Source organism: Pseudomonas sp. Wu6 (genome assembly GCF_019891515.1).
GTDB lineage: Bacteria > Pseudomonadota > Gammaproteobacteria > Pseudomonadales > Pseudomonadaceae > Aquipseudomonas > Aquipseudomonas orientalis_A.
Map to the genome: position 1 here is coordinate 116,681 of NZ_JAFLXH010000006.1, position 26,278 is coordinate 142,958.

Annotated in this window: 23 protein-coding genes; 12 read left to right on the top strand and 11 right to left on the bottom strand. The window is 59.2% G+C overall.

Annotated elements, in window-relative coordinates; all coding sequences use genetic code 11:
* Positions 1-11 precede the first annotated feature (11 nt).
* From J1G34_RS06030 to J1G34_RS06045, 4 genes are all read right to left on the bottom strand, one after another.
* Positions 12-1,208: an SfnB family sulfur acquisition oxidoreductase gene (locus J1G34_RS06030; RefSeq protein ID WP_065894913.1), complete on the bottom strand. Its 1,197-nt coding sequence runs from the start codon at positions 1,206-1,208 to the stop codon at positions 12-14.
* Positions 1,209-1,405: 197 nt separating this feature from the next.
* On the bottom strand, positions 1,406-2,869 hold the full coding sequence (locus J1G34_RS06035) for a hypothetical protein (protein WP_222993553.1): 1,464 nt from the start codon (positions 2,867-2,869) through the stop codon (positions 1,406-1,408).
* Positions 2,870-2,995: 126 nt separating this feature from the next.
* A complete protein-coding gene (locus J1G34_RS06040; RefSeq protein ID WP_141688000.1) occupies positions 2,996-4,132 on the bottom strand; it encodes a hypothetical protein in 1,137 nt (378 codons plus the stop codon).
* Between the two features lie 119 nt (positions 4,133-4,251).
* Positions 4,252-4,815: a helix-turn-helix domain-containing protein gene (locus J1G34_RS06045; RefSeq protein ID WP_065894909.1), complete on the bottom strand. Its 564-nt coding sequence runs from the start codon at positions 4,813-4,815 to the stop codon at positions 4,252-4,254.
* Positions 4,816-4,907: 92 nt separating this feature from the next.
* On the opposite strand from J1G34_RS06045, the gene J1G34_RS06050 reads away from it, so the two are divergent.
* The 7 genes from J1G34_RS06050 to J1G34_RS06080 all read left to right on the top strand — a co-directional run bounded on the left by J1G34_RS06050 (position 4,908) and on the right by J1G34_RS06080 (position 12,146).
* Positions 4,908-5,837 (top strand): DMT family transporter, encoded by a 930-nt coding sequence (locus J1G34_RS06050; protein WP_222993555.1) that lies wholly within the window; start codon positions 4,908-4,910, stop codon positions 5,835-5,837.
* Between the two features lie 266 nt (positions 5,838-6,103).
* Complete coding sequence (locus J1G34_RS06055) at positions 6,104-9,028, top strand: monovalent cation/H+ antiporter subunit A (RefSeq protein ID WP_065897519.1); 2,925 nt, start codon at positions 6,104-6,106, stop codon at positions 9,026-9,028.
* Positions 9,028-9,372 carry a Na+/H+ antiporter subunit C gene (locus tag J1G34_RS06060; protein WP_003192163.1) on the top strand — a complete coding sequence of 115 codons (345 nt, stop codon included), beginning with the start codon at positions 9,028-9,030 and terminating at the stop codon, positions 9,370-9,372. The genes J1G34_RS06055 and J1G34_RS06060 overlap by 1 nt, the downstream gene beginning before the upstream one ends.
* Positions 9,369-11,051 carry a monovalent cation/H+ antiporter subunit D gene (locus J1G34_RS06065; protein WP_065884914.1) on the top strand — a complete coding sequence of 561 codons (1,683 nt, stop codon included), beginning with the start codon at positions 9,369-9,371 and terminating at the stop codon, positions 11,049-11,051. Before J1G34_RS06060 ends, J1G34_RS06065 begins: the two co-directional genes overlap by 4 nt.
* Positions 11,048-11,536 carry a Na+/H+ antiporter subunit E gene (locus J1G34_RS06070; protein ID WP_222993557.1) on the top strand — a complete coding sequence of 163 codons (489 nt, stop codon included), beginning with the start codon at positions 11,048-11,050 and terminating at the stop codon, positions 11,534-11,536. The genes J1G34_RS06065 and J1G34_RS06070 overlap by 4 nt, the downstream gene beginning before the upstream one ends.
* Positions 11,533-11,811 carry a K+/H+ antiporter subunit F gene (locus J1G34_RS06075; RefSeq protein WP_010209507.1) on the top strand — a complete coding sequence of 93 codons (279 nt, stop codon included), beginning with the start codon at positions 11,533-11,535 and terminating at the stop codon, positions 11,809-11,811. Before J1G34_RS06070 ends, J1G34_RS06075 begins: the two co-directional genes overlap by 4 nt.
* On the top strand, positions 11,808-12,146 hold the full coding sequence (locus J1G34_RS06080; protein WP_122561243.1) for a Na+/H+ antiporter subunit G: 339 nt from the start codon (positions 11,808-11,810) through the stop codon (positions 12,144-12,146). Before J1G34_RS06075 ends, J1G34_RS06080 begins: the two co-directional genes overlap by 4 nt.
* Positions 12,147-12,271: 125 nt before the next feature.
* On the opposite strand, the gene J1G34_RS06085 is transcribed toward J1G34_RS06080, so the two are convergent.
* Positions 12,272-12,658, bottom strand: coding sequence for an HIT family protein (locus tag J1G34_RS06085; protein ID WP_256095236.1), 387 nt, complete (start codon positions 12,656-12,658; stop codon positions 12,272-12,274).
* A 473-nt stretch (positions 12,659-13,131) separates the two neighbouring features.
* On the opposite strand from J1G34_RS06085, the gene J1G34_RS06090 reads away from it, so the two are divergent.
* Positions 13,132-13,467 (top strand): DUF6124 family protein, encoded by a 336-nt coding sequence (locus tag J1G34_RS06090; protein WP_065894903.1) that lies wholly within the window; start codon positions 13,132-13,134, stop codon positions 13,465-13,467.
* A gap of 146 nt (positions 13,468-13,613) precedes the next feature.
* On the opposite strand, the gene cysS is transcribed toward J1G34_RS06090, so the two are convergent.
* Positions 13,614-15,002, bottom strand: coding sequence for a cysteine--tRNA ligase (cysS, locus tag J1G34_RS06095; protein ID WP_065936462.1), 1,389 nt, complete (start codon positions 15,000-15,002; stop codon positions 13,614-13,616).
* Positions 15,003-15,021: 19 nt separating this feature from the next.
* The gene (locus J1G34_RS06100; protein WP_065897513.1) at positions 15,022-16,722 is read right to left on the bottom strand and encodes a glutamine--tRNA ligase/YqeY domain fusion protein; all 1,701 of its coding nucleotides are present in this window, start codon (positions 16,720-16,722) and stop codon (positions 15,022-15,024) included.
* A gap of 261 nt (positions 16,723-16,983) precedes the next feature.
* On the opposite strand from J1G34_RS06100, the gene J1G34_RS06105 reads away from it, so the two are divergent.
* Together J1G34_RS06105 and lpxH are read left to right on the top strand one after the other, a co-directional pair.
* The gene (locus J1G34_RS06105; RefSeq protein WP_057721741.1) at positions 16,984-17,487 is read left to right on the top strand and encodes a peptidylprolyl isomerase; all 504 of its coding nucleotides are present in this window, start codon (positions 16,984-16,986) and stop codon (positions 17,485-17,487) included.
* Complete coding sequence (lpxH, locus tag J1G34_RS06110; protein WP_065897511.1) at positions 17,484-18,233, top strand: UDP-2,3-diacylglucosamine diphosphatase; 750 nt, start codon at positions 17,484-17,486, stop codon at positions 18,231-18,233. The genes J1G34_RS06105 and lpxH overlap by 4 nt, the downstream gene beginning before the upstream one ends.
* A gap of 387 nt (positions 18,234-18,620) precedes the next feature.
* On the opposite strand, the gene J1G34_RS06115 is transcribed toward lpxH, so the two are convergent.
* From J1G34_RS06115 to J1G34_RS06130, 4 genes are read right to left on the bottom strand one after another with little or no spacing between them, the layout of a single operon-like run.
* Positions 18,621-20,150: a DHA2 family efflux MFS transporter permease subunit gene (locus J1G34_RS06115; RefSeq protein WP_065897509.1), complete on the bottom strand. Its 1,530-nt coding sequence runs from the start codon at positions 20,148-20,150 to the stop codon at positions 18,621-18,623.
* Positions 20,150-21,349, bottom strand: coding sequence for an HlyD family secretion protein (locus J1G34_RS06120; RefSeq protein WP_065933946.1), 1,200 nt, complete (start codon positions 21,347-21,349; stop codon positions 20,150-20,152). Before J1G34_RS06120 ends, J1G34_RS06115 begins: the two co-directional genes overlap by 1 nt.
* A 15-nt stretch (positions 21,350-21,364) precedes the next feature.
* Positions 21,365-22,816, bottom strand: coding sequence for an efflux transporter outer membrane subunit (locus J1G34_RS06125; protein WP_122482712.1), 1,452 nt, complete (start codon positions 22,814-22,816; stop codon positions 21,365-21,367).
* A complete protein-coding gene (locus J1G34_RS06130) occupies positions 22,813-23,286 on the bottom strand; it encodes a MarR family winged helix-turn-helix transcriptional regulator (protein ID WP_065896753.1) in 474 nt (157 codons plus the stop codon). The genes J1G34_RS06125 and J1G34_RS06130 overlap by 4 nt, the downstream gene beginning before the upstream one ends.
* A 443-nt stretch (positions 23,287-23,729) precedes the next feature.
* Here J1G34_RS06130 and J1G34_RS06135 point away from each other — a divergent pair, with 443 nt between their 5' ends.
* Positions 23,730-25,157: an SIR2 family protein gene (locus tag J1G34_RS06135; RefSeq protein ID WP_222993559.1), complete on the top strand. Its 1,428-nt coding sequence runs from the start codon at positions 23,730-23,732 to the stop codon at positions 25,155-25,157.
* 116 nt (positions 25,158-25,273) lie between these two features.
* Positions 25,274-26,080, top strand: coding sequence for a DUF4393 domain-containing protein (locus J1G34_RS06140; RefSeq protein ID WP_222993561.1), 807 nt, complete (start codon positions 25,274-25,276; stop codon positions 26,078-26,080).
* The last annotated feature ends 198 nt before the right edge of the window (positions 26,081-26,278 follow it).

The window sequence follows — 26,278 nt, forward strand, 5'->3', positions numbered from 1 at the left end:
GGTCAGCTTCCTCAGTTCCAGGCATGGCGTGCAGGCTTCACGCCGTTGAGCACGAAGTTGCCGATCAGGTGGTATTTCCAGCGCGCCGGGTCGTGCAAGGTGTGGGTGCGCGCGTTACGCCAGAAGCGGTCGAGGTTGTGCTTGCCGGTGACCGAGCGGGTGCCGGCCAGCTCGAAGAGTTTGCTGCTGGCGAGCAAGGCCGTTTCGGCGGACAGCACCTTGGCCTGGGCGACGATCAGCGAGGCGTTGGCGACGGTGTCTTCAGTCGGTTCGGCGAGGGCCAGGTCGACCGCCCTGCCCGCCTTGGCGAGAATCGCTTCGGTGCCGTGCACACGCCACGCCAGGTCGCCAATGGCGGCAATGGTGAATGGGTCTTGCCAGCCGTGATCCTGCTGGCTGTCGATCCAGGGCCGTGCCTGGCGGGCGTGAATCTTCGCCTGCTCCAGCGCGCCCAGCGCAATGCCGGTATCGACTGCGGCCTGGATAATCTGTGAGATCGGGCCGTCGGCGGTGGGTTGATCAAACGCCAGGTGTGCGGGGATGACCGCACTCAAGGGCACGCTCACACCGTCGAGGGTCACGCCACCACTGGCGGTGGTGCGTTGGCCGAAGCCGTCCCAGCTGTCAATCACCGTAAGGCCGGGCGCATCGCGTTCGATAAAGGCAATCAGCGCCTGCCCGTGCTCGTTGTTGCCGACGGTCGGCACGATGTGCGCAAACAACGCGCCGGTGCAGTAGAACTTCTCGCCGTCAACGCGGGCGAAGTCGCCGTCGACGCGAATCTGCGTGTCGAACGTGCCGGCGTTTTTGCTCTTGGCTTCGGAAAAGGCATTGCCGAAGCGATAGCCCGCCAGCACCTTGCCGAAGTAGTGGCGCTTCTGCTCCTCGGTGCCGGTTTGCAGGAGGATATCCACCACGCCGAGATGGTTCTGCGGAATCTGCCCCAGTGAAGGGTCGGCGGCGGAGATCAGCTTGATCACCTCGGCCACGGTCACATACGAAACCTCGGCGCCGCCGTAGGCTTTGGGAATGGTGATGCCCCACAGGCCGCTGGCAGAGAACTCGTCGAGTTCCGCCACCGGCAGGCGCCGCTCACGGTCGCGCTCGCTGGCCTCCAGGGCAAACCGCGCCGCCAGCCGCGTGGCGACCTCGATGGCTTCCGCGTCCGAGCGGATGATATGGGCTGAATGTTGAGGGTGGGCTGACATGGGCCGACTCCAGGCTCCGAATGAATAACGGAGCCTTTGCAGGAGTCGTGCCGTTTATAAATCACCCTGAAAATCAACAGGCTGTAGAAACAAGCGCTGTTTTTCGCGATCTCCGGGCAGCAAAATGTTCAATTGCTGTTGCGCTACCAACAGCTGAACCGGGCGGCGTTTTTATGGAAAGCCTGCAACACGCCGCATCAGATGGTCTGGCTACCAGCGCCAAGTGGCCTGACCTCATACTTGCCCTCGACCACGCTATTGACCGCATGCTCCACCTCAGCCCTCGCCTGTGCTGCGCGCTCAGGGTTATTGGCTTCCCAGCGTTCAATATTTCGCCGCCCGAATTGATCGATAAAGGCGTTCTTCCTGTCGGCCATGATGGTGGTCATTTGTTGTGTGTCAACATTGTGTTCCGGGCTCTTGTCGCGGTACGGGAAGTCCTGACCGCCCGCCACCCAGTTTTCGGTAAAAAATTGCTGGAGTGCGGGCTCGGGCAATACCGATAATCTATAGGCGACTTCAAGAGCAGGCCCGAGCGCCTTTCCGTGGCTCTGGATATTTTTGGCCTCATAGATATCGTTTTCGGTCTTGACCATATCCTTGATGGTGGAAAGAAGCGGCCTGCTGCGCGGGATGGTGCTGATGCCCGTCAGCGAGGGCGGAAAATCGCTGGAGAAGGTGGAATCCTTGCGCTCGAACAAGCTGGTCGATTGCAACGGATTTTCCGGGCGCGCGCCCTGGGTTGCACGTTCAAAGCTCTCCGCCTTGGAAAGCCCGCCAAATCCCAACGTCCCGCTCCCGCCAAAATCAACCGTCATGCCCCTGTATTGGTCGTTGGCCGTGTCGGGTTGAAAATAACCAAAATTGCAAAATGAAAAATTCAGGTAATCCCAGTTATTAATCAACCGCGAGGCAAAGTAGTGCTGCTGCTGTTCCTGCTTGAGTTCTGGCGGCAGCAAGTCATTGAGTTTCTCCAGCACCGAAAACTTGATCAGGTTTTCAGCCTTTACTTTATCCAGCACGCCCGGCGCCTGCCGATGCAGGCCGTCAGGAAAAGCTTGATAAATATCTTCGAGACGGCTGTCCGCTTTGTTATAGGACTGAACGAGCGCATGATAAGAATCGATGACTTTCTTGACGGCTGGCGCGCTGACGAGCGACTTTTCACCTTCGGCCTTGAGTAACTCTGGCATCACCTTGGTATCTAACAGGAATGTACCGAGGTCCTTGAAGCTCGGCTCGACCTTGGACGCAACACACGCAAATTTTGACAAGTCCGCATTCGCGGAAAAGTCCCCTCTGGTGGCTTTATTAAAGTCAAAAAAACCTTCACAACCATTGCACAGCATCATCTTGGGCGCGCCCAAGCCGGTCATCGAGAACAGATTACCCATTACCACTTCTTCAGCGGCGACGTAATTGGTGTAGTAAGGGTTTTTTACGCGATATAGCTCATTATCATGTTCGATAAACTGGGCATCACGCGTGAATAAAATCCCATTACTGCTGCGCTCCACGGGCACTCCACCCGAGAGGTTGACGGGCGCCTTCGGCATCGTCCCGCGAGCGCGCTCTGTATCGGTGTTGGTTGTTGATGTACTCGAAGGCGCGGTCGTCGAGGTATAAGGAACCAATGACGGTGACGTGGAAGAAACTAACATAGCCATGACCTCTGCATAAAATAGACACACTCTAACGATCGCTTCACCCACTCAAAGTCGGCGAAGGGGATTCCAATATCAGCACAGCATTCAATTACTGACCCGACGCATGCTGTATTTACTTTTTCAAGGTTGCTTCCATGGATTGGAAACATAGGTAACAGGAATCCCTTCAAACTGCTTTTTATTCGAAGCCGAATTAAACGACACCCAAAGTCCCGAGCGCGTTTTAGGCATCATCTCCAACACCTTGCCCTTGATAGTGCCGCTGCCAAACGCCTCGTCCTCCAGCACGTCAATAATTTTATCCAGTGCGATACTGCCGGCGTCGGCCTCACCTGCCGGAAGCCGCTGATTCACCCGCACATGAATATGCAGGCCGGCGGTTGAGTCTCCGTAGATCGGGCTGTGCAAATATATTTGCACAGTGTCCTTGCCCGGTTGATAACCGTAAACCTGCTCGATGGAACGCATGCTCACTTCCTTAAAGGATTTAAGCAGGCCAAGGTGTTCTTTTTTAACATCGATGGGATTCACCAAAAACGTGCGCTTTGTACGCCTTTCATATTCGCCTACACGTTCGCGCACATTCACACCCTCACCGGTAATCAGGGGATTTTTGAAAATCTCTTGAAACGCCTGGCGATGTTCAAACAGATCAGGTGGTATCCAGTATCCCACCAGCGCAAAGCCGCCGGTATCACGAGTGCGGGCGCTCAAGTTCAAGGGCTCTGGAAAAATCTCGGGATATTTTTCTATGTATCGCGTATTGGGCATCAATACGATGCCGCCCTGCGAAGTGAACGGCGTTACTGGAAACTGCTCGGGGTGTTGCCGGAAAGCGAGGAACTTTTTGTCGTCAGCCTGCGTAAAAAAATTGTAGATGAAATCAGGCAGCACCTGATTGTGCGTATAGCGAGCGATGCGTGTTTCCAAGCCGGCCTCGGAGACGAGCCCTACTTGAGGCATGTTGTATTTATCGGCGGATTTTTTTGAGCACAATGGGGCTCGGGCCAGGGCGGTTCTATCAACGGGAGGGAGATTGACGCCTTTATCCTCGCGGTAGTTGCGATACCGTAAAGGTGTGGCGAACGTGGCCCGTTTCTTTTCTTCTGCGCCGACCACATGCTCAGCCTCCCAGCTACGCCAGTGTGGCGGGCACTCACTGTTGGACTTGACCGGACTGGCGTGCGTATTGATTAATGACGCATCATTATCTAACGGCGAAGGCGGTCTGGTCATACCAAGTGGGCTTACAGCCATGGGCATCTCCCCTTATTCCAGTGTTCTCCATCTGGAGAACTCGGGAAAAAAGTAATGCACCCAACTTGGGACGTCGCGATGACTAATCCGAGAATCGCGACAGAACTTTCGGTGTTGCTTCAAATCACCACATTGCGAACAAACCGAACAGCCCCGACGCCATCATTGCAATAGACGTGGGTTTGATCGCTGGAAAACATAAAGAACTCACCCGCCGCTATGTGTTTGTTCGTGCCATCCAGCGTCAGGGTCAAACAGCCTTCGAACACAAAGACCTGCACGCTCCAGCCTTGCGGATCAGGTTCAGGACGATAGCGATCACCCGGCTCCAGGCGCATCTCCCACAGTTCGACTTCACGCCGCGCCGTGGCCTTGGCCAGCAACACGGCTTTGCTGCCGGGGATATCACCCGCCCAGGCCAGTTCGTTGATGCGACTGTGGTCGCCGGCGTCCGGCGCCTGGATCAAATCGCTGAACGCCACCTCCAGCGCTTCGGCCACACGGTCCAGGGTGGACAGGCTGACGTTCTTTTCGCCGGCCTCGATGGCCACCAGCATGCGCCGACTGACCCCGGATTTTTCCGCAAGCGCGGTCTGGCTCAGGTCGGCGGCATGGCGCAGGCGCCGAACGTTCTGGCTGACGTGTTGCAGGACCGAAGCCCGGTGTGGATTTTCTTTGTGCACTATATTGCTCAATGGGTAGGTGTGCGCAGTATACTGCCCAGCGTGCGGCGCATTGTGCGGTCCGTGCCTTTCCCTTGCAAGACCGAGCCGCCATGACTGCCCCGAACTCCCCTTCGCGTTTCAATCGCTTCAGCAAAGCCGAATGCATCCTGGTGGTCATCACCATGATCTGGGGCGGTACCTTTTTGCTGGTGCAGCATGCGCTGACCGTGAGTGGGCCGATGTTTTTCGTCGGCCTGCGCTTTGCGGCCGCGGCGATTGTGGTCGGCTTTTTCACCGTGCACACCTTGCGCGAACTGACCCTGCTGGAAGTGAAGGCCGGGGTCTTCATCGGCATGTCGATCATGTTTGGCTACGGCTTGCAGACCATCGGCCTGCAGAGCATTCCGAGCAGCCAATCGGCGTTTATCACCGCCTTGTATGTGCCGTGCGTACCGTTATTGCAGTGGCTGGTACTGGGACGGCGCCCGGCGCTGATGCCGAGTATTGGCATCATGCTGGCGTTTACCGGCTTGATGCTTTTGACCGGGCCGGCGGGCGCTTCTTTCAATTTCAGCCCCGGTGAAATCGCCACGCTGATCTGCGCCATGGCAGTCGCCGCCGAGATCATCCTGATCAGCGCCTACGCCGGCCAGGTGGATGTGCGCCGCGTCACAGTGGTGCAACTGGCTACGGCGTCGATGTTGTCGTTCCTGATGGTGGTGCCGATGGGCGAGGCACTGCCCGGGTTTTCGTGGTTGCTGCTGTTCAGCGCGGTGGGTTTGGGCTTGACCAGTGCGGTGATCCAGGTGGCGATGAACTGGGCGCAGCAGAGTGTATCGCCGACCCGCGCCACCTTGATCTATGCCGGCGAGCCGGTGTGGGCCGGCGTGGTCGGGCGGATTGCCGGCGAGCGCTTCCCGCCGATCGCGATGGCAGGCGCGGCGTTGATTGTGGTGGCGGTGATTGTGAGTGAGTTGAAGACACGCGGACAAAAAGCCGTCGAGTTGCGCGATGAAAGGGAACAGGAACAGCAAGGGTAGGGTCCGAATGTAGCGGTGGCTTGATCGTTCCCACGCTCTGCGTGGGAATGCAGCCCCGGACGCTCCGCGTCCAAGCTCGCAACTTGAGCCCTGCGCCATGGTGACGCAGAGCGTCACAGGAAGCATTCCCACGCAGAGCGTGGGAACGATCTAATGCCAAATGAGCAATTTCAGCCTACCTTGTAGGATCCTGCCACATCTTGCCGTTTGGTGATCGCGAAAGCGGCACGTATGATGCATCCCAAACTCCCGCAGATTAGAAGCCTATGTCCCTGATAGTTCTACTGCTTCTGCCATTCATTGGCAGCTGTCTGGCGGCCTTGCTGCCGCACAACGCACGTAATAGCGAATCCCTGCTGGCCGGCCTGGTGGCTCTGGTCGGCACCGTTCAAGTCGCCCTGCTCTACCCCCAGATCGCCCACGGTGGCGTCATCCGTGAAGAGTTCATGTGGCTGCCCAGCCTCGGCCTGAACTTCGTGCTGCGCCTGGATGGCTTCGCCTGGCTGTTCTCGATGCTGGTGCTGGGTATCGGTACGCTGGTGGCGTTGTATGCGCGTTACTACATGTCGCCGGACGATCCGGTGCCGCGGTTCTTCGCGTTTTTCCTGGCCTTCATGGGCGCCATGCTCGGGCTGGTGATTTCCGGCAACCTGATTCAGATCGTGTTTTTCTGGGAACTGACCAGCCTGTTTTCCTTCCTGTTGATCGGTTACTGGCACCACCGCGCCGATGCGCGACGGGGTGCGTACATGGCGCTGATGGTCACCGGCGCAGGGGGTTTGTGCCTGCTGGCCGGGGTGATGCTGCTGGGGCACATCGTCGGCAGCTATGACCTGGACCAGGTGCTGGTGGCGGGCGATCAGATTCGCGCGCATTCGCTGTACCCGGTCATGCTGGCCCTGGTGCTGATCGGCGCCCTGAGCAAAAGCGCACAGTTCCCCTTCCACTTCTGGCTGCCCCACGCCATGGCCGCGCCGACACCGGTTTCGGCCTACCTGCACTCGGCGACGATGGTGAAGGCCGGCGTGTTCCTGCTGGCCCGCCTGTGGCCGTCGCTGTCCGGCAGCGAAGAGTGGTTCTGGATCGTCGGCGGTGCCGGCGCGCTCACCCTCCTCCTCGGCGCCTACTGCGCCATGTTCCAGAACGATCTCAAGGGCCTGCTGGCCTACTCCACCATCAGTCACCTCGGGCTGATCACCCTGCTGCTGGGCCTCAACAGCCCGCTGGCCGCCGTCGCGGCAGTGTTCCATATCCTCAACCACGCCACCTTCAAGGCCTCGCTGTTCATGGCGGCGGGCATTATCGACCACGAAAGCGGCACGCGGGACATCCGCAAGCTCAGTGGGCTGGTGCGCCTGATCCCGTTCACCGCGACCCTGGCGATGGTGGCCAGTGCCTCGATGGCCGGCGTGCCGTTGCTCAATGGCTTCCTGTCCAAAGAGATGTTTTTCGCCGAAACCGTATTCATCTCGTCGACAAAATGGGTGGAAATCATGCTGCCCGTGATCGCGACCATCGCCGGCACCTTCAGCGTGGCCTATGCGTTGCGGTTCACCGTGGACGTGTTCTTCGGCCCACCGGCCACCGACCTGCCGCACACCCCCCACGAACCGCCACGCTGGATGCGCGCACCGGTTGAACTGCTGGTGTTCGCCTGCCTGCTGGTGGGTATCTTCCCGGCGCAGATGGTCGGCTCGATCCTGGCCGCCGCCGCCTTGCCGGTGGTGGGCGGCGCGCTGCCTGAATACAGCCTGGCGATCTGGCACGGCTGGAACGCGCCGATGATCATGAGCCTGGTGGCGATGTCCGGCGGTGTGGTGCTGTACCTGATGCTGCGCAAGCAACTCAAGCGTGGCCGTTTCACCTACCCGCCGCTGATTGGCTACTTCAACGGCAAGCGCGGCTTCGAGCGTTGCCTGGTGGTGATGATGCGCGGGGTGCGCAAGATCGAAAAACGCATCAGCACCAAGCGCCTGCAAACCCAATTGTTCCTGCTGGTGACCGTGGCGGTGATCGGCGCCCTGATCCCGATGCTCAACAGTGGCCTGACCTGGGGTGACCGGCCGAAGATTCCCGGCTCCATCGTGTTCGTCACCCTGTGGGTGCTGGCGATTGCCTGCGCGCTGGGCGCCGCCTGGCAGGCCAAGTATCACCGGCTGGCAGCCCTGACCATGGTCAGCGTGTGCGGCCTGATGACGTGCATTACCTTCGTGTGGTTCTCGGCGCCGGACCTGGCCCTGACGCAACTGGTGGTGGAAGTGGTCACCACCGTGTTGATCCTGCTCGGCCTGCGCTGGCTGCCACGGCGGATCGAAGAGGTGTCGCCACTGCCCAACACGCTGCGCAAGGCGCGGATTCGCCGGGTGCGCGACTTCCTGCTGTCCACCGTGGTGGGTGGCGGCATGGCGCTGTTGTCCTACGCGATGCTGACGCGCCAGACCCCCAACGATATCTCCTCGTTCTACCTCAGTCGCGCCCTGCCCGAGGGCGGCGGCAGCAATGTGGTGAACGTGATGCTGGTGGACTTCCGCGGCTTCGATACCCTTGGCGAAATCACCGTGCTCGGCGCCGTGGCGCTGACCGTGTATGCCCTGCTGCGGCGCTTCCGCCCGTCGAAAGAAAGCATGGAACTGCCGCCGCAACAGCGCCAGCTGGCGCCGGACGTGGCCACCGACCTGGTCAACCCGCGCCAGGCCAGCGACACCGCCCTGGGCTTCATGATGGTGCCGGCGGTGCTGGTGCGCCTGCTGTTGCCGATCGCGATGGTGGTGTCGTTCTACCTGTTCATGCGCGGCCATAACCAGCCGGGCGGCGGTTTTGTCGCCGGGTTGGTGATGTCGGTGGCGTTTATCCTGCAATACATGGTGGCCGGCACGCAGTGGGTCGAGGCGCAGATGAGCCTGCGGCCGATGCGCTGGATGGGCTTCGGCCTGTTGGCGGCGACGCTCACCGGGCTCGGCGCGTTGTTTGCCGGCTACCCGTTCCTCACCACCCATACCTGGCATTTGAGCTTGCCTGTGCTGGGCGACATCCATGTCGCCAGCGCGCTGTTCTTCGATGTCGGCGTGTACGCCATGGTCGTCGGCTCGACCCTGCTGATGCTCACCGCCCTCGGCCACCAGTCGGTGCGCGCGCATAAACCGAGCAACCAGCCCAAAGCCGTCGTCAACCCACAAGGAGCTGCCGCCTGATGGAAGAAGTCATTGCAATTGCCATTGGGGTCCTGGCGGCCTCCGGCGTCTGGTTGATCCTGCGCCCACGGACGTTCCAGGTGGTGATGGGCCTGTGCCTGTTGTCATACGGGGTCAACCTGTTCATTTTCAGCATGGGCAGCCTGTTTATCGGCAAGGAGCCGATCATCAAGGACGGCGTGCCGCAAGACCTGCTCAACTACACCGATCCCCTGCCCCAGGCGCTGGTGCTCACGGCCATCGTGATCAGCTTCGCCATGACCGCGCTGTTCCTGGTGGTGCTGCTGGCCTCCCGCGGCCTGACCGGTACTGACCATGTGGACGGCCGGGAGCCCAAGGAATGAATTGGGTCAACCAACTGATCGTTGCGCCGATCCTGCTGCCGTTACTGACCGCAGCGCTGATGCTGATGCTCGGCGAGAAACGCCGCCCGCTCAAAGCCAGGATCAATCTGTTCTCCAGCATCATCGGCCTGGGCATCGCCGTATTGCTGCTGTACTGGACACAACAAGGCGGCCCCGGCTCGATCGGCGTGTACCTGCCGGGCAACTGGCAAGTGCCGTTCGGTATCGTGCTGGTGGTGGATCAACTGTCGGCGCTGATGCTGGTGCTGACCGGGATCATCGGCGTCAGCGCGCTGTTGTTCGCGATGGCCCGCTGGGACCGTGCCGGCACCAGTTTCCATGCGCTGTTCCAGGTGCAGATGATGGGCCTGTACGGTGCCTTCCTCACCGCCGACCTGTTCAATCTGTTCGTGTTCTTCGAGGTGTTGCTGGCGGCCTCCTACGGCCTGATGCTGCACGGTTCCGGCCGCGCCCGAGTGTCGTCGGGGCTGCATTACATCGCGATCAACCTGCTGGCGTCGTCGTTGTTTTTGATTGGCGCGGCGATGATCTACGGGGTGACCGGCACGCTGAACTTCGCTGACCTGGCGCTGAAAATCCCGCTGGTGCCGGAGGCCGATCGCGGCCTGCTGCACGCCGGCGCGGCGATCCTGGCCACCGCGTTCCTGGCCAAGGCCGGCATGTGGCCGCTGAACTTCTGGCTGGCGCCCGCCTACTCATCGGCCAGCGCGCCGGTGGCGGCGATGTTCGCGATCATGACCAAAGTCGGCGTGTACACCGTGCTGCGCCTGTGGACCTTGCTGTTTTCCGGCCAGGCCGGCGCTTCGGCGTTGTTTGGCGGTGACTGGCTGGTGTACGGCGGCATGGCGACCATCCTCTGCGCGGCGCTGGCGATGCTCGCGGCGCAACGCCTGGAACGCATGGCGAGCCTGAGCATCCTGGTATCGGCCGGCATCCTGCTGTCGGCCGTGGGGTTTGCCCAGCCCAGCCTGACGGCCGGGGCGCTGTTCTATCTGGTCAGCTCCACCCTGGCGTTGAGCGCGCTGTTTTTACTGGCGGAATTGATCGAACGCTCGCGCTCGGCCAATGACCTGCCGCTGGACGAGGAAATCGACGCCCTGCCCAAGGCCATGGAATCCCTGCATCCACGGCCCGGCGTCAACCTCGACGATGAACAGAAAGCCGTGATCGGCCAGGTGATCCCCTGGACCATGGCGTTCCTGGGCCTGAGCTTTATTGCCTGCGCGCTGCTGATCATCGGCATGCCGCCCCTGTCCGGGTTTATCGGCAAGCTCAGTCTGCTGCATGCGCTGGTCAATCCGCTGGGTCTGGGCAACGCGGTGGATGAACCCATCCGCCCGGCGGCCTGGGGCTTGGTGGCGCTGTTGATCCTGTCGGGGCTGGCCTCGCTGATCGCCTTCGCCCGGCTTGGCATCCAGCGTTTCTGGACCCCGGAAGAACGGCCCTCGCCCCTGCTGCGCCGCTATGAATGTGTGCCGATCTTCCTGCTGCTGGGCCTGAGCATCGCGCTGACCTTCAAGGCCGAGCCACTGATGCGCTACACGCTGGCCACCGCCAAGAGCCTGAACAACCCGGAAAGCTACGTCATGGCGGTGATGGCGACGCGTCCGGTGCCGAGCCCGGAAGCCCAGGCAGCCGCCCTGGAGGTGCAACCATGAAGCGCCTGTTTCCCGCCCCGTGGTTGTCGCTGGCCCTGCTGGGGTTGTGGCTGGTGCTGAACCTGTCCATGAGCCCCGGCAACCTGCTGCTCGGTGCACTGCTGGGCCTGCTTGCACCGCTGATGATGGCGCCACTGCGCCCGCAGCCGATCAGCCTGCGCCGTCCGGGCGTAATCCTGCGCCTGTTCCTGCGGGTGGGCCGCGACGTGATTGTCTCCAACCTGCAAGTGGCCTGGGGCGTCTTGACCTGCGGCTCACGCCCGCCGCGCGCGCGCTTCATCAAAATCCCCATCGACCTGCGCAGCCCCAACGGCCTCGCGGCGCTGTCGATGATCACGACGGTCGTTCCCGGCACGATCTGGTCGGAACTGGCGCTGGACCGCAGCGTCCTGCTGCTGCATGTGTTCGACCTGGACGATGAGGCGCAGTTTATCGAGCATTTCAAATCCGCCTACGAACGGCCCCTGATGGAGATCTTCGAATGAGCGCCCTGCTCTCCAATGCGATCCTGTTGAGCCTGTTCCTGTTCTCCCTGGCGATGGTGCTGACGTTGATCCGCCTGTTCAAGGGCCCGTCGGCCCAGGACCGCGTACTGGCGCTGGATTATCTGTACATCCTGGCGATGCTGATGATGCTGGTGCTGGGCATCCGTTACGCCAGTGACACCTACTTTGAAGCGGCGCTGCTGATTGCGCTGTTCGGCTTTGTCGGCTCGTTCGCCCTGGCCAAATTCCTGTTGCGTGGGGAGGTGATTGAATGATGCCGTTATGGATGGAAGCCGTCGTCGGAATGCTGCTGGTCCTGAGCAGCGTGTTTGCGCTGATAGGGGCGCTCGGGTTGTTGCGCATGAAGGATTTTTTCCAGCGCATGCACCCGCCGGCGCTCGCCTCGACACTCGGCGCGTGGTGCGTGGCGTTGGCATCGATCATCTACTTTTCGGTACTCAAGTCCGGGCCGGTGCTGCACGGGTGGTTGATTCCGATTCTGCTGTCGATCACCGTGCCGGTGACCACCCTGCTGCTGGCGCGCACGGCGCTGTTCCGCAAGCGCATGGCCGGTGACGATGTCCCGGCCGAAGTCAGCAGCCGCCGCTGAGCGCTGAAGAGAACACACTCCAAATGTGGGAGGGGGCTTGCCCCCGATGGCGGTGGGTCAGTTACCGATGAGCTGACTGATCCACTGCTATCGGGAGCAAGCCCCCTCCCACATTTGGAACTGTACTAGGCGAAAGATCGGATTCGCTCGGCCAATTCTGCCAGTTCGGCATCATCCGCCCGCACGTGGTCGTGGGACGAGATATAACCTTCATAAGCCTCAAAAAACTTATCCAATTTCGAGCTAAACGGCTTGAACGCACTGTCCTGCCCCGTCCCATGCATGGGAAACAACTTCGCATGCAGATGATCAACCCCATACCCTTCCAGCATCATCCCCGTACGCGCCACATCGGGAAACGCTCGGTCGATCAGCAAGGCGGTTTTCTTGGTGGCCACGATCAGATCAGCCAGCACCTCATCCGACTGCGCAATCGCATAACTGCCGTAATGTTGCTTGGGGATGACCACGCTAAAGCCTGGGGTGTTGGGGAAAATCGAGAGGAACGCCATGTGATGTTCGTCCTCCCACAGGATATGGGCTGGGGAGGTTTTCACTCCATTTGAATCACCGCCAATTTCGTCTTGGGTTTGGTCGTGTTAACCATCTAAAGCTAGGAGCGAACAAGCGTCAAACTCAATGGGCATTTTGGAAAATATCCTAAAATCTGGATATTGCCGCATCGCCACGCACGGAAATTTCTGACAGCGTTTTAGGGTTGCCGCTGGGAAGCTGGCTGCCTAATCTTCAGTGGTCGCTGTAAATTCAGCGACCGGGTTTCGCAGCCCGGTTAAACTCTAGACGCACAGCGTCCACCTCAAGATAGCGGGCGCTTTTTTATGCCTGATGTTATGGCGGCTGTGCGCGGGATACCTTCGGGTATGCCGGGTGCCTAGAGTCCCGGTCTGCGAACCTGCGTACAGCTGCCACCCCAATATCGTTTCGCAGCGATGGGTGGTGACTCCAATACTCTAGGAGCTCTGCCATGATTAAAGACAGCCCAAATCCGCCGTCAGATTCAACCGCGTTTCACACTGCCGCTCATCGAGCAATAAATCACTACCTGAACCCGTCTGAAAAACCAGATCCATCTGCTGAGGATCATGGTGTGTTTACCGTACGTGAAGGATTAGACGCCGAGACGTTGCTGGTCAACGCGTCGGAGGATCTTGCGTCGGTTCAAGCGCTGGCAAGTCATTTGGCTTTTGAGATCGAAGGCACCACGCGTAGCGTGGCCTTGGGAATTTGCCGGATGCTGGAGGGGATTCAGCTGATGGTGGATAAAACGCTAAACCTCAAAGATATACCCGTTCAAAGATAGATCTGAATCTGAAGACTGAACAAAGTGAGCACGGTCAAAAGTGGGAGGGGGCTTGCTCCCGATGGCGGTGGGTCAGTTGCTGATGAACTGACTGAACTACCGCTATCGGGGGCAAGCCCCCTCCCACATTTGGAGCGAGGTACCGATCAGGCCTGATCAGCCAACCGCCACGTCGTCCCGCCCTTCCCGTCTTCCAGGACCACACCCATCGCAGTCAGTTGGTCACGGATACGGTCGGATTCCGCCCAGTCTTTACCAGCCCGAGCCGCCAGACGCGCCTGGATCAAGGCATCCACTTGCGCCGCATCCACACGCCCTTCAGCGCCGGCTTGCAGGAAGTCATCGGCCTCCATCTGCAACACGCCCAGCACGCTGGCCAGCTCTTTCAAGCGTGCCGCCAAACTTGCCGCTGCGTCGATATCCGTCTCGCGCAGACGGTTGATCTCACGCACCATCTCGAACAACACGGCGCAGGCTTCGGGAGTGCCGAAGTCGTCGTTCATGACTTCGGTGAAGCGTGCCACGAAGGCTTCGCCGCCGGCCGGGGCCACAGCTGGCAAGCCTTTCAACGCATGGTAGAACCGCTCCAGGGCGCCCTTGGCGTCCTTGAGGTTGTCTTCCGAGTAGTTGATGGCGCTGCGGTAATGGCTGGACACCAGCAGGTAACGCACCACTTCCGGATGGTACTTTTCCAGCACGTCGCGAATGGTGAAGAAGTTGTTCAAGGACTTGGACATCTTCTCGCCATTGATGCGGATCATGCCGCAGTGCATCCAGGCGTTGGCGTAAGTCTTGCCGGTGGCGGCTTCGCTCTGGGCGATTTCGTTTTCGTGGTGCGGAAACTCCAGGTCGCTGCCGCCGCCATGAATGTCGAAGGTCTCGCCCAGGCAGCAGGTGGACATCACCGAGCATTCGATGTGCCAGCCCGGACGCCCGGCGCCCCACGGCGACTCCCAGCTCGGCTCGCCGGGCTTGGTGGCTTTCCACAGCACGAAGTCGAGCGGGTCCTGCTTGGCTTCGTCGACTTCGATGCGTGCGCCGATGCGCAGGTCTTCGATCCGCTTGCGCGACAGCTTGCCGTAGCCCATGAACTTGGCGACGCGGTAGTACACGTCGCCATTGCCCGGGGCGTAGGCGTAGCCCTTGTCGATCAGGGTCTGGATCATCGCGTGCATGCCAGGGATGTGGTCCGTGGCGCGCGGCTCCATGTCCGGCTTGAGGATGTTGAGGCGTGCCTCGTCCTCGTGCATCGCAGCGATCATGCGCTCGGTCAGCGCGTCGAACGACTCGCCGTTTTCATTGGCGCGGTTGATGATCTTGTCGTCGATGTCGGTGATGTTGCGCACATAGGTCAAGTCATAGCCGCTGAACCGCAACCAGCGGGTCACCAGGTCGAAGGCAACCATGCTGCGGCCGTGGCCGATGTGGCAGTAGTCGTAGACGGTCATGCCGCACACGTACATGCGCACCTTGTTGCCATCCAGCGGCTTGAAGACTTCTTTGGTCTTGCTGAGTGTGTTGTAGATCGTTAGCACGACAGTTCCTTAAACAGAATCACTGGCCCCACGAATCACGCAAGGTCACGGTACGGTTGAATACCGGCCGACCAGGTTTGGAGTCCTTGATATCCGCGCAGAAGTAACCTTCGCGCTCGAACTGGAACCGGTCTTCCGGCTGTGCGTCGCCCAAAGAGGGTTCGGCACGACAACCGGTGAGCACTTGCAGGGAGTCAGGGTTGATGTTGTCGAGGAAACTGGCGCTGTCTTCGGCCTTTTCAGGATTCGGCGAACGGAACAGACGATCGTACAAACGCACTTCGCACTCGATGCTGGCAGCGGCCGGCACCCAGTGGACCACGCCCTTGACCTTGCGGCCTTCAGGGTTCTTGCCCAGGGTGTCGGGGTCGTACGAGCAGCGCAGTTCGACGATGTTGCCGTCGGCGTCCTTGATCGCTTCATCGGCACGAATCACGTAGCTGCCACGCAGGCGCACTTCGCCGTTCGGCTCCAGGCGCTTGTAGCCTTTTGGCGGCTCTTCCATGAAGTCATCGCGGTCGATGTAGATTTCACGGGCGAACGGCAGCTTGCGCACGCCGAGTTCTTCTTTCTGCGGATGACGCGGCAGTTCGAGGTTTTCGACCTGATCTTCCGGGTAGTTGGTGATCACGACTTTCAGCGGACGCAGCACGCACATGGCGCGCGGGGCATTGGCGTCGAGGTCCTGGCGGATGCTGAACTCGAGCATGCCGAAGTCGACCACGCCGTCGGAGCGGTTGGTGCCGACCATGTCGCAGAAATTGCGAATCGACGCCGGGGTATAGCCGCGACGGCGGAAGCCCGACAGGGTCGACATGCGTGGGTCATCCCAGCCATGCACGTGCTTTTCATCCACCAGTTGCTTGAGCTTGCGCTTGCTGGTGATGGTGTAGTTCAGGTTCAGGCGGCTGAATTCGTACTGGCGCGGCTGGGCCGGCACCGGCAGGTTGCTCAGGAACCACTCGTACAGCGGACGATGGCTCTCGAACTCCAGGGTGCAGATGGAGTGGGTGATGCCTTCGATGGCGTCCGACTGACCGTGGGTGAAGTCGTAGTTGGGGTAGATGCACCACTTGTCACCGGTCTGGTGGTGGTGGGCATGGCGGATGCGGTACATGATCGGGTCGCGCAGGTTCATGTTCGGCGAGGCCATGTCGATCTTGGCGCGCAGTACGCGGGCGCCGTCGGGGAATTCGCCGGCGCGCATACGGTTGAACCAGTCCAGGTTCTCTTCCACCGAACGGTCGCGGAACGGGCTGTTCTTGCCCGGTTCGGTCAGGGTGCCACGGTATTCCTTGGCCTGTTCCGGGCTCAGGTCGTCGACGTAGGCCTTGCCGGCCTTGATCAGCTCGACGGCCCAGTCGAACAACTGGTCGAAATACTTGGAGGCATAGCGCACTTCACCGGACCACTCGAAGCCCAGCCACTTGATGTCGCTTTCGATGGCGTCGATGTATTCCTGGTCTTCCTTGGCCGGGTTGGTGTCGTCGAAACGCAGGTGCGTGACGCCACCGAACTCCTGGGCCAGACCGAAGTTCACACAGATCGACTTGGCGTGACCGATGTGCAGGTAGCCGTTGGGCTCTGGCGGGAAACGGGTGACGATCTGCGTGTGCTTGCCCGAATCCAGGTCCGCCTGGATGATCGGGCGCAGGAAGTTGACCGGGACAGCAGGTCCGGCCTTGGCATTCGGGGTAGGGTCGACAGTGGGCTTGCTCATAGGATCCTTGAACAGACAGGTTCGTGGCCGGATGGGGCCAGATAAAACAAAGGGCTCATAATAGCCGATGCAGTCAAGACACTGACAGGCCGGGACCGAAAACTGCTGTTTAATTACTGCTTTTCTGGCCGGGGCGGTAAAAAACCACCTCGAAATTCCTGCGGGGCACGCTAAACTGCGCGCCTTGGCCGTCGTTTAAGCCAGACAGGTAAGGTGCCCCGGGCACTCAAACCCACGAATTCCCTGAAAAGAGTAGTGAACATGACTCAAGTCAAACTGACCACCAACCACGGTGACATCGTCATCGAGTTGAACGCCGAGAAAGCGCCGATCACCGTCGCCAACTTCATCGAGTACGTCAACGCCGGCCACTACGAAAACACCGTTTTCCACCGTGTCATCGGCAACTTCATGATCCAGGGCGGCGGTTTCGAGCCAGGCATGAAAGAGAAGAAAGACAAGCGCCCAAGCATCCAGAACGAAGCGGACAACGGCCTTTCCAACGACAAGTACACCGTCGCCATGGCCCGTACCATGGAGCCGCATTCGGCCTCCGCGCAGTTCTTCATCAACGTGGCTGACAACGCTTTCCTCAACCACAGCGGCAAGAACGTGCAGGGCTGGGGTTACGCGGTATTCGGTAAAGTCACCGAAGGCCAGGACGTCGTCGACAAGATCAAAGGCGTGTCCACCACGTCCAAAGCCGGTCACCAGGACGTTCCAGCCGAAGACGTCATCGTCGAGAAAGCCGAGATCGTTGGGTGATATTGCTGATTTCAGACTTGCATCTGGAAGAGGAGCGCCCGGACATTACCCGGGCGTTTCTGGATCTGCTCCATGGCCGCGCCCGTGGTGCCCAGGCGTTGTACATTCTGGGGGACTTCTTCGAAGCCTGGATTGGCGACGATGGGATGACCGCGTTCCAGCGCTCCATCTGTGACGCGCTGCGCGAACTGAGCGACAGCGGCACCGCGATTTTCATCATGCACGGCAACCGCGATTTCCTGATCGGCAAGGCGTTCTGCAAAGCCGCAGGCGCCAGCTTGCTCAAGGACCCGAGTGTCGTGCAATTGTACGGCGAGCCCGTGCTGCTGATGCACGGCGACAGCCTCTGCACCCGCGACCTCGGCTATATGAAGCTGCGGCGCATCCTGCGTAACCCGATTGTGCTGTTTATCCTGCGCCACCTGCCCCTGGGCACACGCCACAAGCTGGCGCGAAAGCTGCGCAGCGAAAGCCGTGCACAGACGCGCATGAAGGCCAACGACATTGTCGATGTCACCGCCGAAGAAGTACCGCGAGTGATGCAGCAATTCGGCGTGCGCACCCTGGTCCACGGCCACACCCACCGCCCCGCCATTCATAAGTTGCAGATTGGCGACCAGGCGGCCAAGCGGATTGTGCTGGGGGATTGGGACAAGCAAGGCTGGGCGTTGCAGGTGGATGAGCAAGGCTTTCAACTGGCGGCGTTTGACTTCGTCAATCCGCAGTTGGCCCTTCCCGGCGCTTGATCCGCAACACCACTGATCCCATGTGAACAGAGATCAAACTGTGGGAGGGGGCTTGCCCCCGATGAGGGAGTGTCAGTTGATGCATCTGTGACTGACCCACCGCTATCGGGGGCAAGCCCCCTCCCACAGTTGATTGCGTTCCAATCTGTTCGGATCAGTGGCCGCTTGCTTCCGGCCCGGCTTTCGCGCCAAACGGCGGCTTGGCCAGCCATACCAGCAACAATCCGCAGTTGACCCTGCCTGGCGCTTGATACCTGACAACACACATCCAATGTGGGAGGGGGCTTGCCCCCGATGAGGGAGTGTCAGTTGATGCATCTGTGACTGACCCACCGCTATCGGGGGCAAGCCCCCTCCCACAGTTGATTGCATTTCAGCCCTGGGCAGTCAGTGCCCCGAAGCCGCAGGCCCGGCCTTCGCGGTAAACGGCGGCTTGGCCAGCCACACCAGCAACATCAAGCCCGCGAAGATCCACCCCATCAAGGTGAAATAGTCCACGGTGGACATCATGTAGGCCTGGCTGGTGAGGATCTGGTCCAACTGCGCATACGCTTTGTGCCCCGCCCCGCCGAGGGCCTGTATCGCGTCGCGCGTGGTCGAGTCATAAGTGGTCATGTTCTCGCTCATGTACGCATGGTGCTGGTCGGCGCGGCGAATCCAGATCCAGGTGGTGAGCGAGGCTGCGAAGCTGCCGCCCAAGGTGCGCAAGAACGTTGCCAGCCCCGCGCCGTCGGCAATCTGCTGCGGCGGCAGGTCGGACATCAGGATGCTCAAGGTCGGCATGAAGAACAGCGCCACGCCGATCCCCATGAACAGCTGCACCAGGGCGATGTGGGTGAAGTCCACCTCATTGGTGAAGCCTGCGCGCATGAAGCAGCTCAAGCCCATCGCCAGGAACGACAACCCCGCCAGCAGGCGCAAGTCGAATTTGTGCGCGTATTTGCCCACGAACGGTGACATCAGCACCGGCAGAATGCCGATCGGCGCCACCGCCAGGCCGGCCCAGGTGGCGGTGTAGCCCATCTGGGTTTGCAGCCACTGCGGCAGGATCAGGTTGATGCCAAAGAAGCCCGCGTACCCGCCGATCAACACAATGGTGCCGATGCGGAAGTTGCGGTAGGCGAACAGGCGCAGGTTCACCACCGGGTGCTTGTCGGTCATCTCCCAGATCACGAACACCGCCAGGGCAATCGCCGAGATCACTGCACCGATAATGATGAAGTTGGATTCGAACCAGTCCAGGTCATTGCCCTTGTCGAGGATGATCTGCAAGGCGCCGACACCGACGATCAGGCTCAACAACCCCACATAGTCCATCGGCTGGTAGCTGGTGACCACCGGGCGTTTCTTCAACTGCGCACGCACCACCATCACCGCAAAGATGCCGATCGGCACGTTGATGAAGAAGATCCACGGCCAGCTGTAGCTGTCGGTGATCCAGCCGCCGAGGATCGGTCCCGCAATCGGCGCCACCACCGTGACCATCGCCAATAGCGCCAGCGCCATGCCGCGCTTGGCCGGTGGGTAGACCGCGATCAGCAGCGTCTGGGTCATCGGGTACAACGGCCCCGCCACCAGTCCCTGCAGCACGCGAAAGCCGATCAACTCGGGCATCGAGGTGGAAATACCGCACAGGAACGAGGCCAGCACGAACAGCATGGTCGCCCACAGGAACAGCTTCACCTCGCCGAAGCGTCGGCTCAACCAACCGGTGAGCGGCAAGGCAATGGCGTTGCTCACCGCAAACGAGGTAATGACCCAGGTGCCCTGCTCCGAACTCACGCCCAGGTTGCCGGAAATGGTCGGCAACGCCACGTTGGCGATGGTGGTGTCGAGCACCTGCATGAAGGTCGCCAGCGACAGCCCGATAGTGGCCATCAGCAGGCTGGGTGGGGTGAACGAGGCGTTATTGCTCATCAGCGTTGCGCAGCCTTGGGAGCGGCGACGCTGTTGTCATGGATCAACTGGTTGATCATGGCATCGGCCTCGACCAGTTGGCGGTCATACACAGTGGTGGTGAACGAAGCCTTCTGCGGTGGCTGTTGCGCCAGCACCGGGCCGCTCTGGTCGTGCAGGTCCACATTGACCACGGTGCTCAAGCCCACCCGCAACGGGTGCTTGGCCAGTTCTTCGGCGTTGATATGGATGCGCACCGGCACACGTTGCACGATTTTGATCCAGTTGCCGGTGGCGTTCTGTGCGGGCAACAGGGCAAACGCGCTGCCGGTGCCGGCGCCGAGGCTGTCGACGGTGCCGCTGTACTTCACGTCGCTGCCGTAGATGTCCGACTCGATGTCCACCGGCTGGCCGATGCGCATATCACGCAGTTGGGTTTCCTTGAAGTTGGCATCGATCCACAGCTGATCCAGCGGAATCACCGCCATCAGCGCGGTACCCGGCTGAACGCGCTGGCCCAGCTGCACGGTGCGCTTGGCCACATAGCCGGTGACGGGTGCGATCAAGGTGCTGCGCGCGTTGGTCAGGTAAGCCTGGCGCAGTTGCGCGGCGGCGGCTTGCACATCCGGGTGGGACGAAATCACCGTGTCATCCACCAGGGCGTTGGTGGTTTTCAGTTGCTGCTCAAGGTTGGTCAAGGCGTTCTTCGCCGCGGTCAGGCTGTCACGGGCGTGGGACAGTTCTTCCTGGGAGATCGCGCCGCCCTGGGCCAGGGTCTTGCGGCGGTTATAGTTGTCCTGGGCGGTCTGCACGTCGGCTTTCTGCGCGTTGACCTGGGCTTTCATGCCATCGACGTTGCTGTACAAGCCACGCACCTGGCGCACGGTGCGGGCCAGGTTGGCCTGGGCACTTTGCAGGCCGACGGCGGCGTCGTTGGGGTCAAAGTTGACCAGCACCTGGCCTTCGTGGACCAGGTCGCCATCGTCGGCGCCGATGCTGACCACGGTGCCGGTGACCAGCGGAGTGATTTCCACCACGTTGCCGTTCACATAGGCGTCGTCGGTGCTTTCGTTGAAACGCCCGTACAACTCGTACCAGGCCCACACGCCGACGACACCCAAGATGACGATCAGCGCCAGGCCGATCAGCATGACTTTGCGTTTGCGCGGGTTGTTGTCCTTGGGTTGTTCAGTTGCGTTGTTGCTGTCGGCAGTGGCCATGACAAATACCTCAAATTATTCCGTGCGGGTGGCTGGGGTGGTCGCGGCGACGTTGTGGGCGTTGAATCCGCCACCCAGGGCCTGCATCAATTGAATCGACAGGTCGATCTGCGCAGCATTCAGGGTCGCCAACTGACGCTGGGCCTGCAGCAATTGCTGCTCGATGCTGAGCACATCCAGGTAATTACCGATACCGGAGCTGTAGCGTTGCACCCCGGTGTCGTAGGACTGTTGGGCGATGTCGGCGGCATGTTGCTGCGCCTGGATCTGCCGCCCGGTGTCGCGCAATTGCGACAGGGTGGTGCCGATATCGCCCAGGGCTTGCACCAGGGTCTTGTTGTACTGGGCCACGGCCAGGTCGTAATCGGCGTCGCGGGCATCGAGGTCGGCGCGCAGGCGGCCGCCGTCGAAGATCGGCAGTGATACGGTGGGTGCAATGTTGAAGAAGCGGCTGGCCGAACCAAACATCGCGTCCCCCAGCAACGATTCAGCGCCGGCGCTCGCGCTCAGGTTGAGGTTGGGGTAGAAGCGGGTCTTGCTGGCGGCGATGTCCTTGCTCGCGGCTTCCACGCGCCACCGCGCGGCGATCAGGTCCGGCCGCCGGCCAAGCAACTCGGCGGGCAACACGGAAGGCACGGCGACAGCAGCGGGTTTCAATACCGCCGGGCGGGCCAGTTCGTTGCCACGGTCGGGGCCTTTGCCGAGCAATACCGCGAGGGCGATCCTGGCGCTTTGCAGTTGTTTTTCCGCATCGATCAGTTGCGACTGGGCGCTGGCCTCCAGGCTTTCGGTCTGCTGGTACTGGTACTCGCTGTCGATACCGGAACTCAGGCGGCGCTGACTCAGGTCGAGCATCTGGCGGGTGCGCTTGAGGTCGTCCACGGCCAGGTCACGCACGATGTGCGCCTGGCCCAGGTCGCTGTAGGCCTTGGCCACGTTGGCCGCCAGGGTCAGGCGCGCGGCCTGCTGATCGACTTCGGCGGCGCGGGCCTGGCCCAGGGCGGCTTCCCAGGCAGCGCGTTGGCCGCCCCAGAGGTCGAAGTTGTAGTTGAAGCTGGCGCCGATGTTGCGCACCGTCGAGTAGGCATCGCCCTGCCCGCGCGGGTCCTGGTCCCTGGCCAGGCGCGAACGGCTGACACCGGCGCTGGCATCCACAGTCGGCAGGCGCGCGGCGTTGGCGGCATAGGCTGCTGCTTCGGCCTGATGGGCGCGGGCGCTGGCCACTTGCATGTCGGGGCTGTTTTGGAGGGCTTCCTGGATCAGCCCGTCGAGCTGTGGGTCGCCAAGGCTTTTCCACCAGTCGGCGCTGGGCCAGGCGGCATCCGACAGCGTCACGCCGCTCAAGGACTTGCCGGTTTGCAGGGTGTTGGCGTCCAGGCGTTGACCCTGCGTGTCGAGGCCGCTGTAGTTGGCACAACCGGCCAGCGTCATCGCCGCCAGCACCAGGCTGAGTGCGCGTGTGTTCATTGGTTACCTACCCGCAGGATCGTGATGGGGTCACCCGCAGCGATCAGGATTTTCTTGAGGATCCGTTCCAGGGTTTCCAGCTCGCCCGACTCGAGGACGCCGGCCAGTTGGTTGAGGGCCTGGGCGCCGATCTGCGGCAGCATGTCCGCCAGGCGCTGGCCCTCGGCGGTCAGCACCAGTTGCACCTGGCGGCGGTCCAGCTCGGAACGTTTGCGGCTGAGCAAGCCTTTCTGCTCGAGCCGGTCAAGCATGCGCGTCATCGAGCCGCTGTCCAGGGACAAGTGGCGGCACAATTCGGCCGGGGTGTCGACGCCGAACTGGGCCATGATGATCAACACCTTGAACTGCGCGGCGGTGATGCCGTGGGGTTCCATGTGGGTGTCGATGATGCGGTCCTTGAGGATCGCAGCGCGACCCAGCAACAGGCCGAGATGGCAGTTGTGGAAGTTGTCGGGGGTGAAGTGAGGCATTGAAAGTCACCTTATTACTGCCTAGGCAGTGAATGTGTGACGAGATATTACTGCTTAGGCAGCGAATGTCAAATGGAATAGTTAGGTTGCTTGGTAATTGGCCAAAAGCTTGAGTGAAATAAAGAACCAATGTGGGAGGGTGCGAAATTGCACTCCACTTGACCACCTGATTGCATAGGTACTGACCACTCGTTTGCATTGCACTTGACCAGGCGTTTGCATTCGAACAGACCACCGATTGCATCGAATTTGACCAGCACGCTTAGTAAACATGATCGGTAGAGAGCTGCCCATTGCTGCCGCTGCCGCTGGCGACAGGCAGTCATCGGCCATAAGCAGCCAGTAGCTGTCTTCCACTAATGGCATCAATACCTATCGGCTCCCTATTCAGCTGTAAATGAGCTCGCAAACCTCTCCTTTCCCCTTGAAAGACAATCCAAGAAATGCGATATGACGTTTTGCCATTACTGTCGAGAGAGGGAACCGGTATGCCAAGGGATTACGCGAAATACGTTGAAGATGTAACAGAGGACATCAAAACCTGCATAGGAGATATGGCCTGCCAGCCCATATTGTTCGTAGGCTCGGGCTTCACCAAGCGCTACCTGAAGGGTCCTAGCTGGGAGGAACTTTTGAAGGAGCTAGCGACGCGCTGTCCAGAGATCGCACGACAGTTTGCCTACTACAAACAACGCTACCCCGACTTTGTGGATATTGGTACTGAATTCTCCGACAGATACAACGATTGGGCTTGGGGGGCTGGCCAAGATCAATTTCCAAAGGAGCTGTATGATGAAACGAGCTCGCCGCAGGTCTATATCAAATACACGGTGACGAAGATTCTCAAAGAGCTTCTGACAACGGAAAAGCCAGGCCTATCGGATGAGATCGAATTGCTGAAGAAGATTCGGCCACACTCTGTAATTACCACCAATTACGATGAGCTACTGGAGGGCATCTTCCCCGACTATGAAGCTATTGTGGGACAACGGATCCTTTACGCTAACCATTCGAGTATCGGAGAGATTTTCAAGATCCATGGATGCGTCTCTCAACCCGAAAGTATCGTGCTAACGCGTACTGATTATGAAGAGTTCGTCAAGCGTAAAAAGTATCTCTCTGCCAAGCTTTTAGCTTTTTTCGCTGAACACCCGTTAGTGTTCATTGGCTACAGAGCTGAAGACCCGAACATTAAAACAATTCTTGCAGATATTGACGAGATTCTGTCGGAAGACGGCAAGCTCATCCCGAATATTTACATCCTGGAGTGGGAGAATCGTGACCTCTCTGAAGAGTACCCTCGCCGCGAGAGGCTTATTCCAGTTTCTGATCATCGTAGTGTGATCATAAAAAGTGTCGTCGCTAATGATTTTAGTTGGGTCTACTCAGCTTTCGGAGCAAATGAAGCGCTGAAGAATGTGAACCCTAGATTACTAAGGGCTTTGCTCGCCCGCACCTACCAGCTCGTGCGGACTGACATTCCCAGAAACCCTATTCAGGTCGATTACAAAGTGTTGGCTAACGTGACGGAGGCCGATGGGGAACTCGCTAAACTATACGGAATTGCCGATGGCGCCGACGGCCTAGCATTCAACCTTAACTTTCCATATACATTAACCACTCTGGGTCAGGCAATGGGATACCAAGCCTGGCATGCTTGCGATCGCTTACTGAGAACGATTACTGAAACGACTGGAATTGATCTCAAGAAATTCGATAATAAGTATCACTGCGCGATTATGAACGGGGCAGAAGTTCAGTCCCATCGCTATTCGGAAGCTTGCAAAGATATTTTGGAAAAAGTGCGATCGGGAGAAGAGTACATCGAAGACGTGGAGAAGGAGGCGGAGGCCAAGGGCCATCGTGATTGAGAGTGAAAATTGGGAAAACAGAAAAGGGGGACAGATTTATTTCTAGAAAAAAATAAATCTGTCCCCTTCTCACCGCATGGCACAATCGTTACTCATATGAACACTGAGAGAAATATATGTCTGATTCAGGAAATGTCAAAAACACGATTGATGCAGTCACAGGCCTAGTCAAAGAGGTTCCTATTTATCAAGACTTGCTGCAGCCCTCGGCTCGAGAAATTGGGAAAGGATTACACACTGTAGCTAAGACAGTGAACATCGCATTAGCACCTCTTAGCAGTCTAGTTTGGGGTTATGATCAATTCAGTAGATTTGTGACGACAAAAGTAGCGGAAAAGCTTAAGAATACACCAGTTGAAAACATAATACCGCCTAAGCTTAATGTAGCAGGGCCCGCATTGGATGCCCTTCGATACATTGGTCATGAAGAAGCACTTAGTGATTTATATGCCAATCTTTTAGCTGCAGCTATGGATAAAGCAACAGCAGAATCTTCTCACCCTGCATTCGTTGAGATAATTCGCCAGATGACGGCTGACGAAGCGAAAATAATGAAATTGTTTTTAGAAAGAAATGCTTTTCCAATAATAACTGTTCGGGCAGAAGTGAAAGAAAGCACTGCGGGATACGACCACACATTACTAATAAATTTCCTTGGTGAAGATGCGCAGTGCGAACTACCTAGCATGAGCCCTTACTATATAGACAATTTGCGACGTCTGGGGCTTGTCGAGATTCTGCCTGTATATGGCCTACACGACTCTGATGGATATAGCAGATTGGAAAATTGCGAAGAAACCCAAAAAACACTTCTCGGCATTTCAGAAAAAACCGAATATGAAGCTAGAATAATTCGCGGCGGTGTTAAAATCTCTCCGCTGGGGAGGTTGTTTCTAGATGCATGCATTAAACTAAAAGCCTAGCCGTCCGACACCCGAGGATTTGTGTACACAAATCGAGTTGCCGATTACTACCATTCGCAACCGGCAGCCTTCGGCCAAAATCGGACGCTGCGAGGATGTGTAAACGTGTCTAAATATGCCCGAAAAATTTTTCTTTGTGAATTGTGAGCTATTCGATTTGAGACTTTGAATTCATAGTATAAAATAGATTAGCCAATT

What these genes read in the sequence shown, in the direction of transcription:
- J1G34_RS06135 (WP_222993559.1), top strand. Translation starts at nt 23,730, where the DNA reads ATGCGATATGACGTTTTGCCATTACTGTCGAGAGAGGGAACCGGTATG.
- J1G34_RS06040 (WP_141688000.1), bottom strand. Translation starts at nt 4,132, where the DNA reads ATGGCTGTAAGCCCACTTGGTATGACCAGACCGCCTTCGCCGTTAGAT.
- J1G34_RS06115 (WP_065897509.1), bottom strand. Translation starts at nt 20,150, where the DNA reads ATGAGCAATAACGCCTCGTTCACCCCACCCAGCCTGCTGATGGCCACT.
- J1G34_RS06030 (WP_065894913.1), bottom strand. Translation starts at nt 1,208, where the DNA reads ATGTCAGCCCACCCTCAACATTCAGCCCATATCATCCGCTCGGACGCG.
- J1G34_RS06130 (WP_065896753.1), bottom strand. Translation starts at nt 23,286, where the DNA reads ATGCCTCACTTCACCCCCGACAACTTCCACAACTGCCATCTCGGCCTG.
- J1G34_RS06125 (WP_122482712.1), bottom strand. Translation starts at nt 22,816, where the DNA reads ATGAACACACGCGCACTCAGCCTGGTGCTGGCGGCGATGACGCTGGCC.
- J1G34_RS06065 (WP_065884914.1), top strand. Translation starts at nt 9,369, where the DNA reads ATGAATTGGGTCAACCAACTGATCGTTGCGCCGATCCTGCTGCCGTTA.
- J1G34_RS06050 (WP_222993555.1), top strand. Translation starts at nt 4,908, where the DNA reads ATGACTGCCCCGAACTCCCCTTCGCGTTTCAATCGCTTCAGCAAAGCC.
- J1G34_RS06080 (WP_122561243.1), top strand. Translation starts at nt 11,808, where the DNA reads ATGATGCCGTTATGGATGGAAGCCGTCGTCGGAATGCTGCTGGTCCTG.
- J1G34_RS06070 (WP_222993557.1), top strand. Translation starts at nt 11,048, where the DNA reads ATGAAGCGCCTGTTTCCCGCCCCGTGGTTGTCGCTGGCCCTGCTGGGG.
- J1G34_RS06120 (WP_065933946.1), bottom strand. Translation starts at nt 21,349, where the DNA reads ATGGCCACTGCCGACAGCAACAACGCAACTGAACAACCCAAGGACAAC.
- J1G34_RS06075 (WP_010209507.1), top strand. Translation starts at nt 11,533, where the DNA reads ATGAGCGCCCTGCTCTCCAATGCGATCCTGTTGAGCCTGTTCCTGTTC.
- J1G34_RS06060 (WP_003192163.1), top strand. Translation starts at nt 9,028, where the DNA reads ATGGAAGAAGTCATTGCAATTGCCATTGGGGTCCTGGCGGCCTCCGGC.
- J1G34_RS06105 (WP_057721741.1), top strand. Translation starts at nt 16,984, where the DNA reads ATGACTCAAGTCAAACTGACCACCAACCACGGTGACATCGTCATCGAG.
- J1G34_RS06035 (WP_222993553.1), bottom strand. Translation starts at nt 2,869, where the DNA reads ATGTTAGTTTCTTCCACGTCACCGTCATTGGTTCCTTATACCTCGACG.
- J1G34_RS06090 (WP_065894903.1), top strand. Translation starts at nt 13,132, where the DNA reads ATGATTAAAGACAGCCCAAATCCGCCGTCAGATTCAACCGCGTTTCAC.
- J1G34_RS06100 (WP_065897513.1), bottom strand. Translation starts at nt 16,722, where the DNA reads ATGAGCAAGCCCACTGTCGACCCTACCCCGAATGCCAAGGCCGGACCT.
- J1G34_RS06055 (WP_065897519.1), top strand. Translation starts at nt 6,104, where the DNA reads ATGTCCCTGATAGTTCTACTGCTTCTGCCATTCATTGGCAGCTGTCTG.
- J1G34_RS06140 (WP_222993561.1), top strand. Translation starts at nt 25,274, where the DNA reads ATGTCTGATTCAGGAAATGTCAAAAACACGATTGATGCAGTCACAGGC.
- J1G34_RS06085 (WP_256095236.1), bottom strand. Translation starts at nt 12,658, where the DNA reads ATGGCGTTCCTCTCGATTTTCCCCAACACCCCAGGCTTTAGCGTGGTC.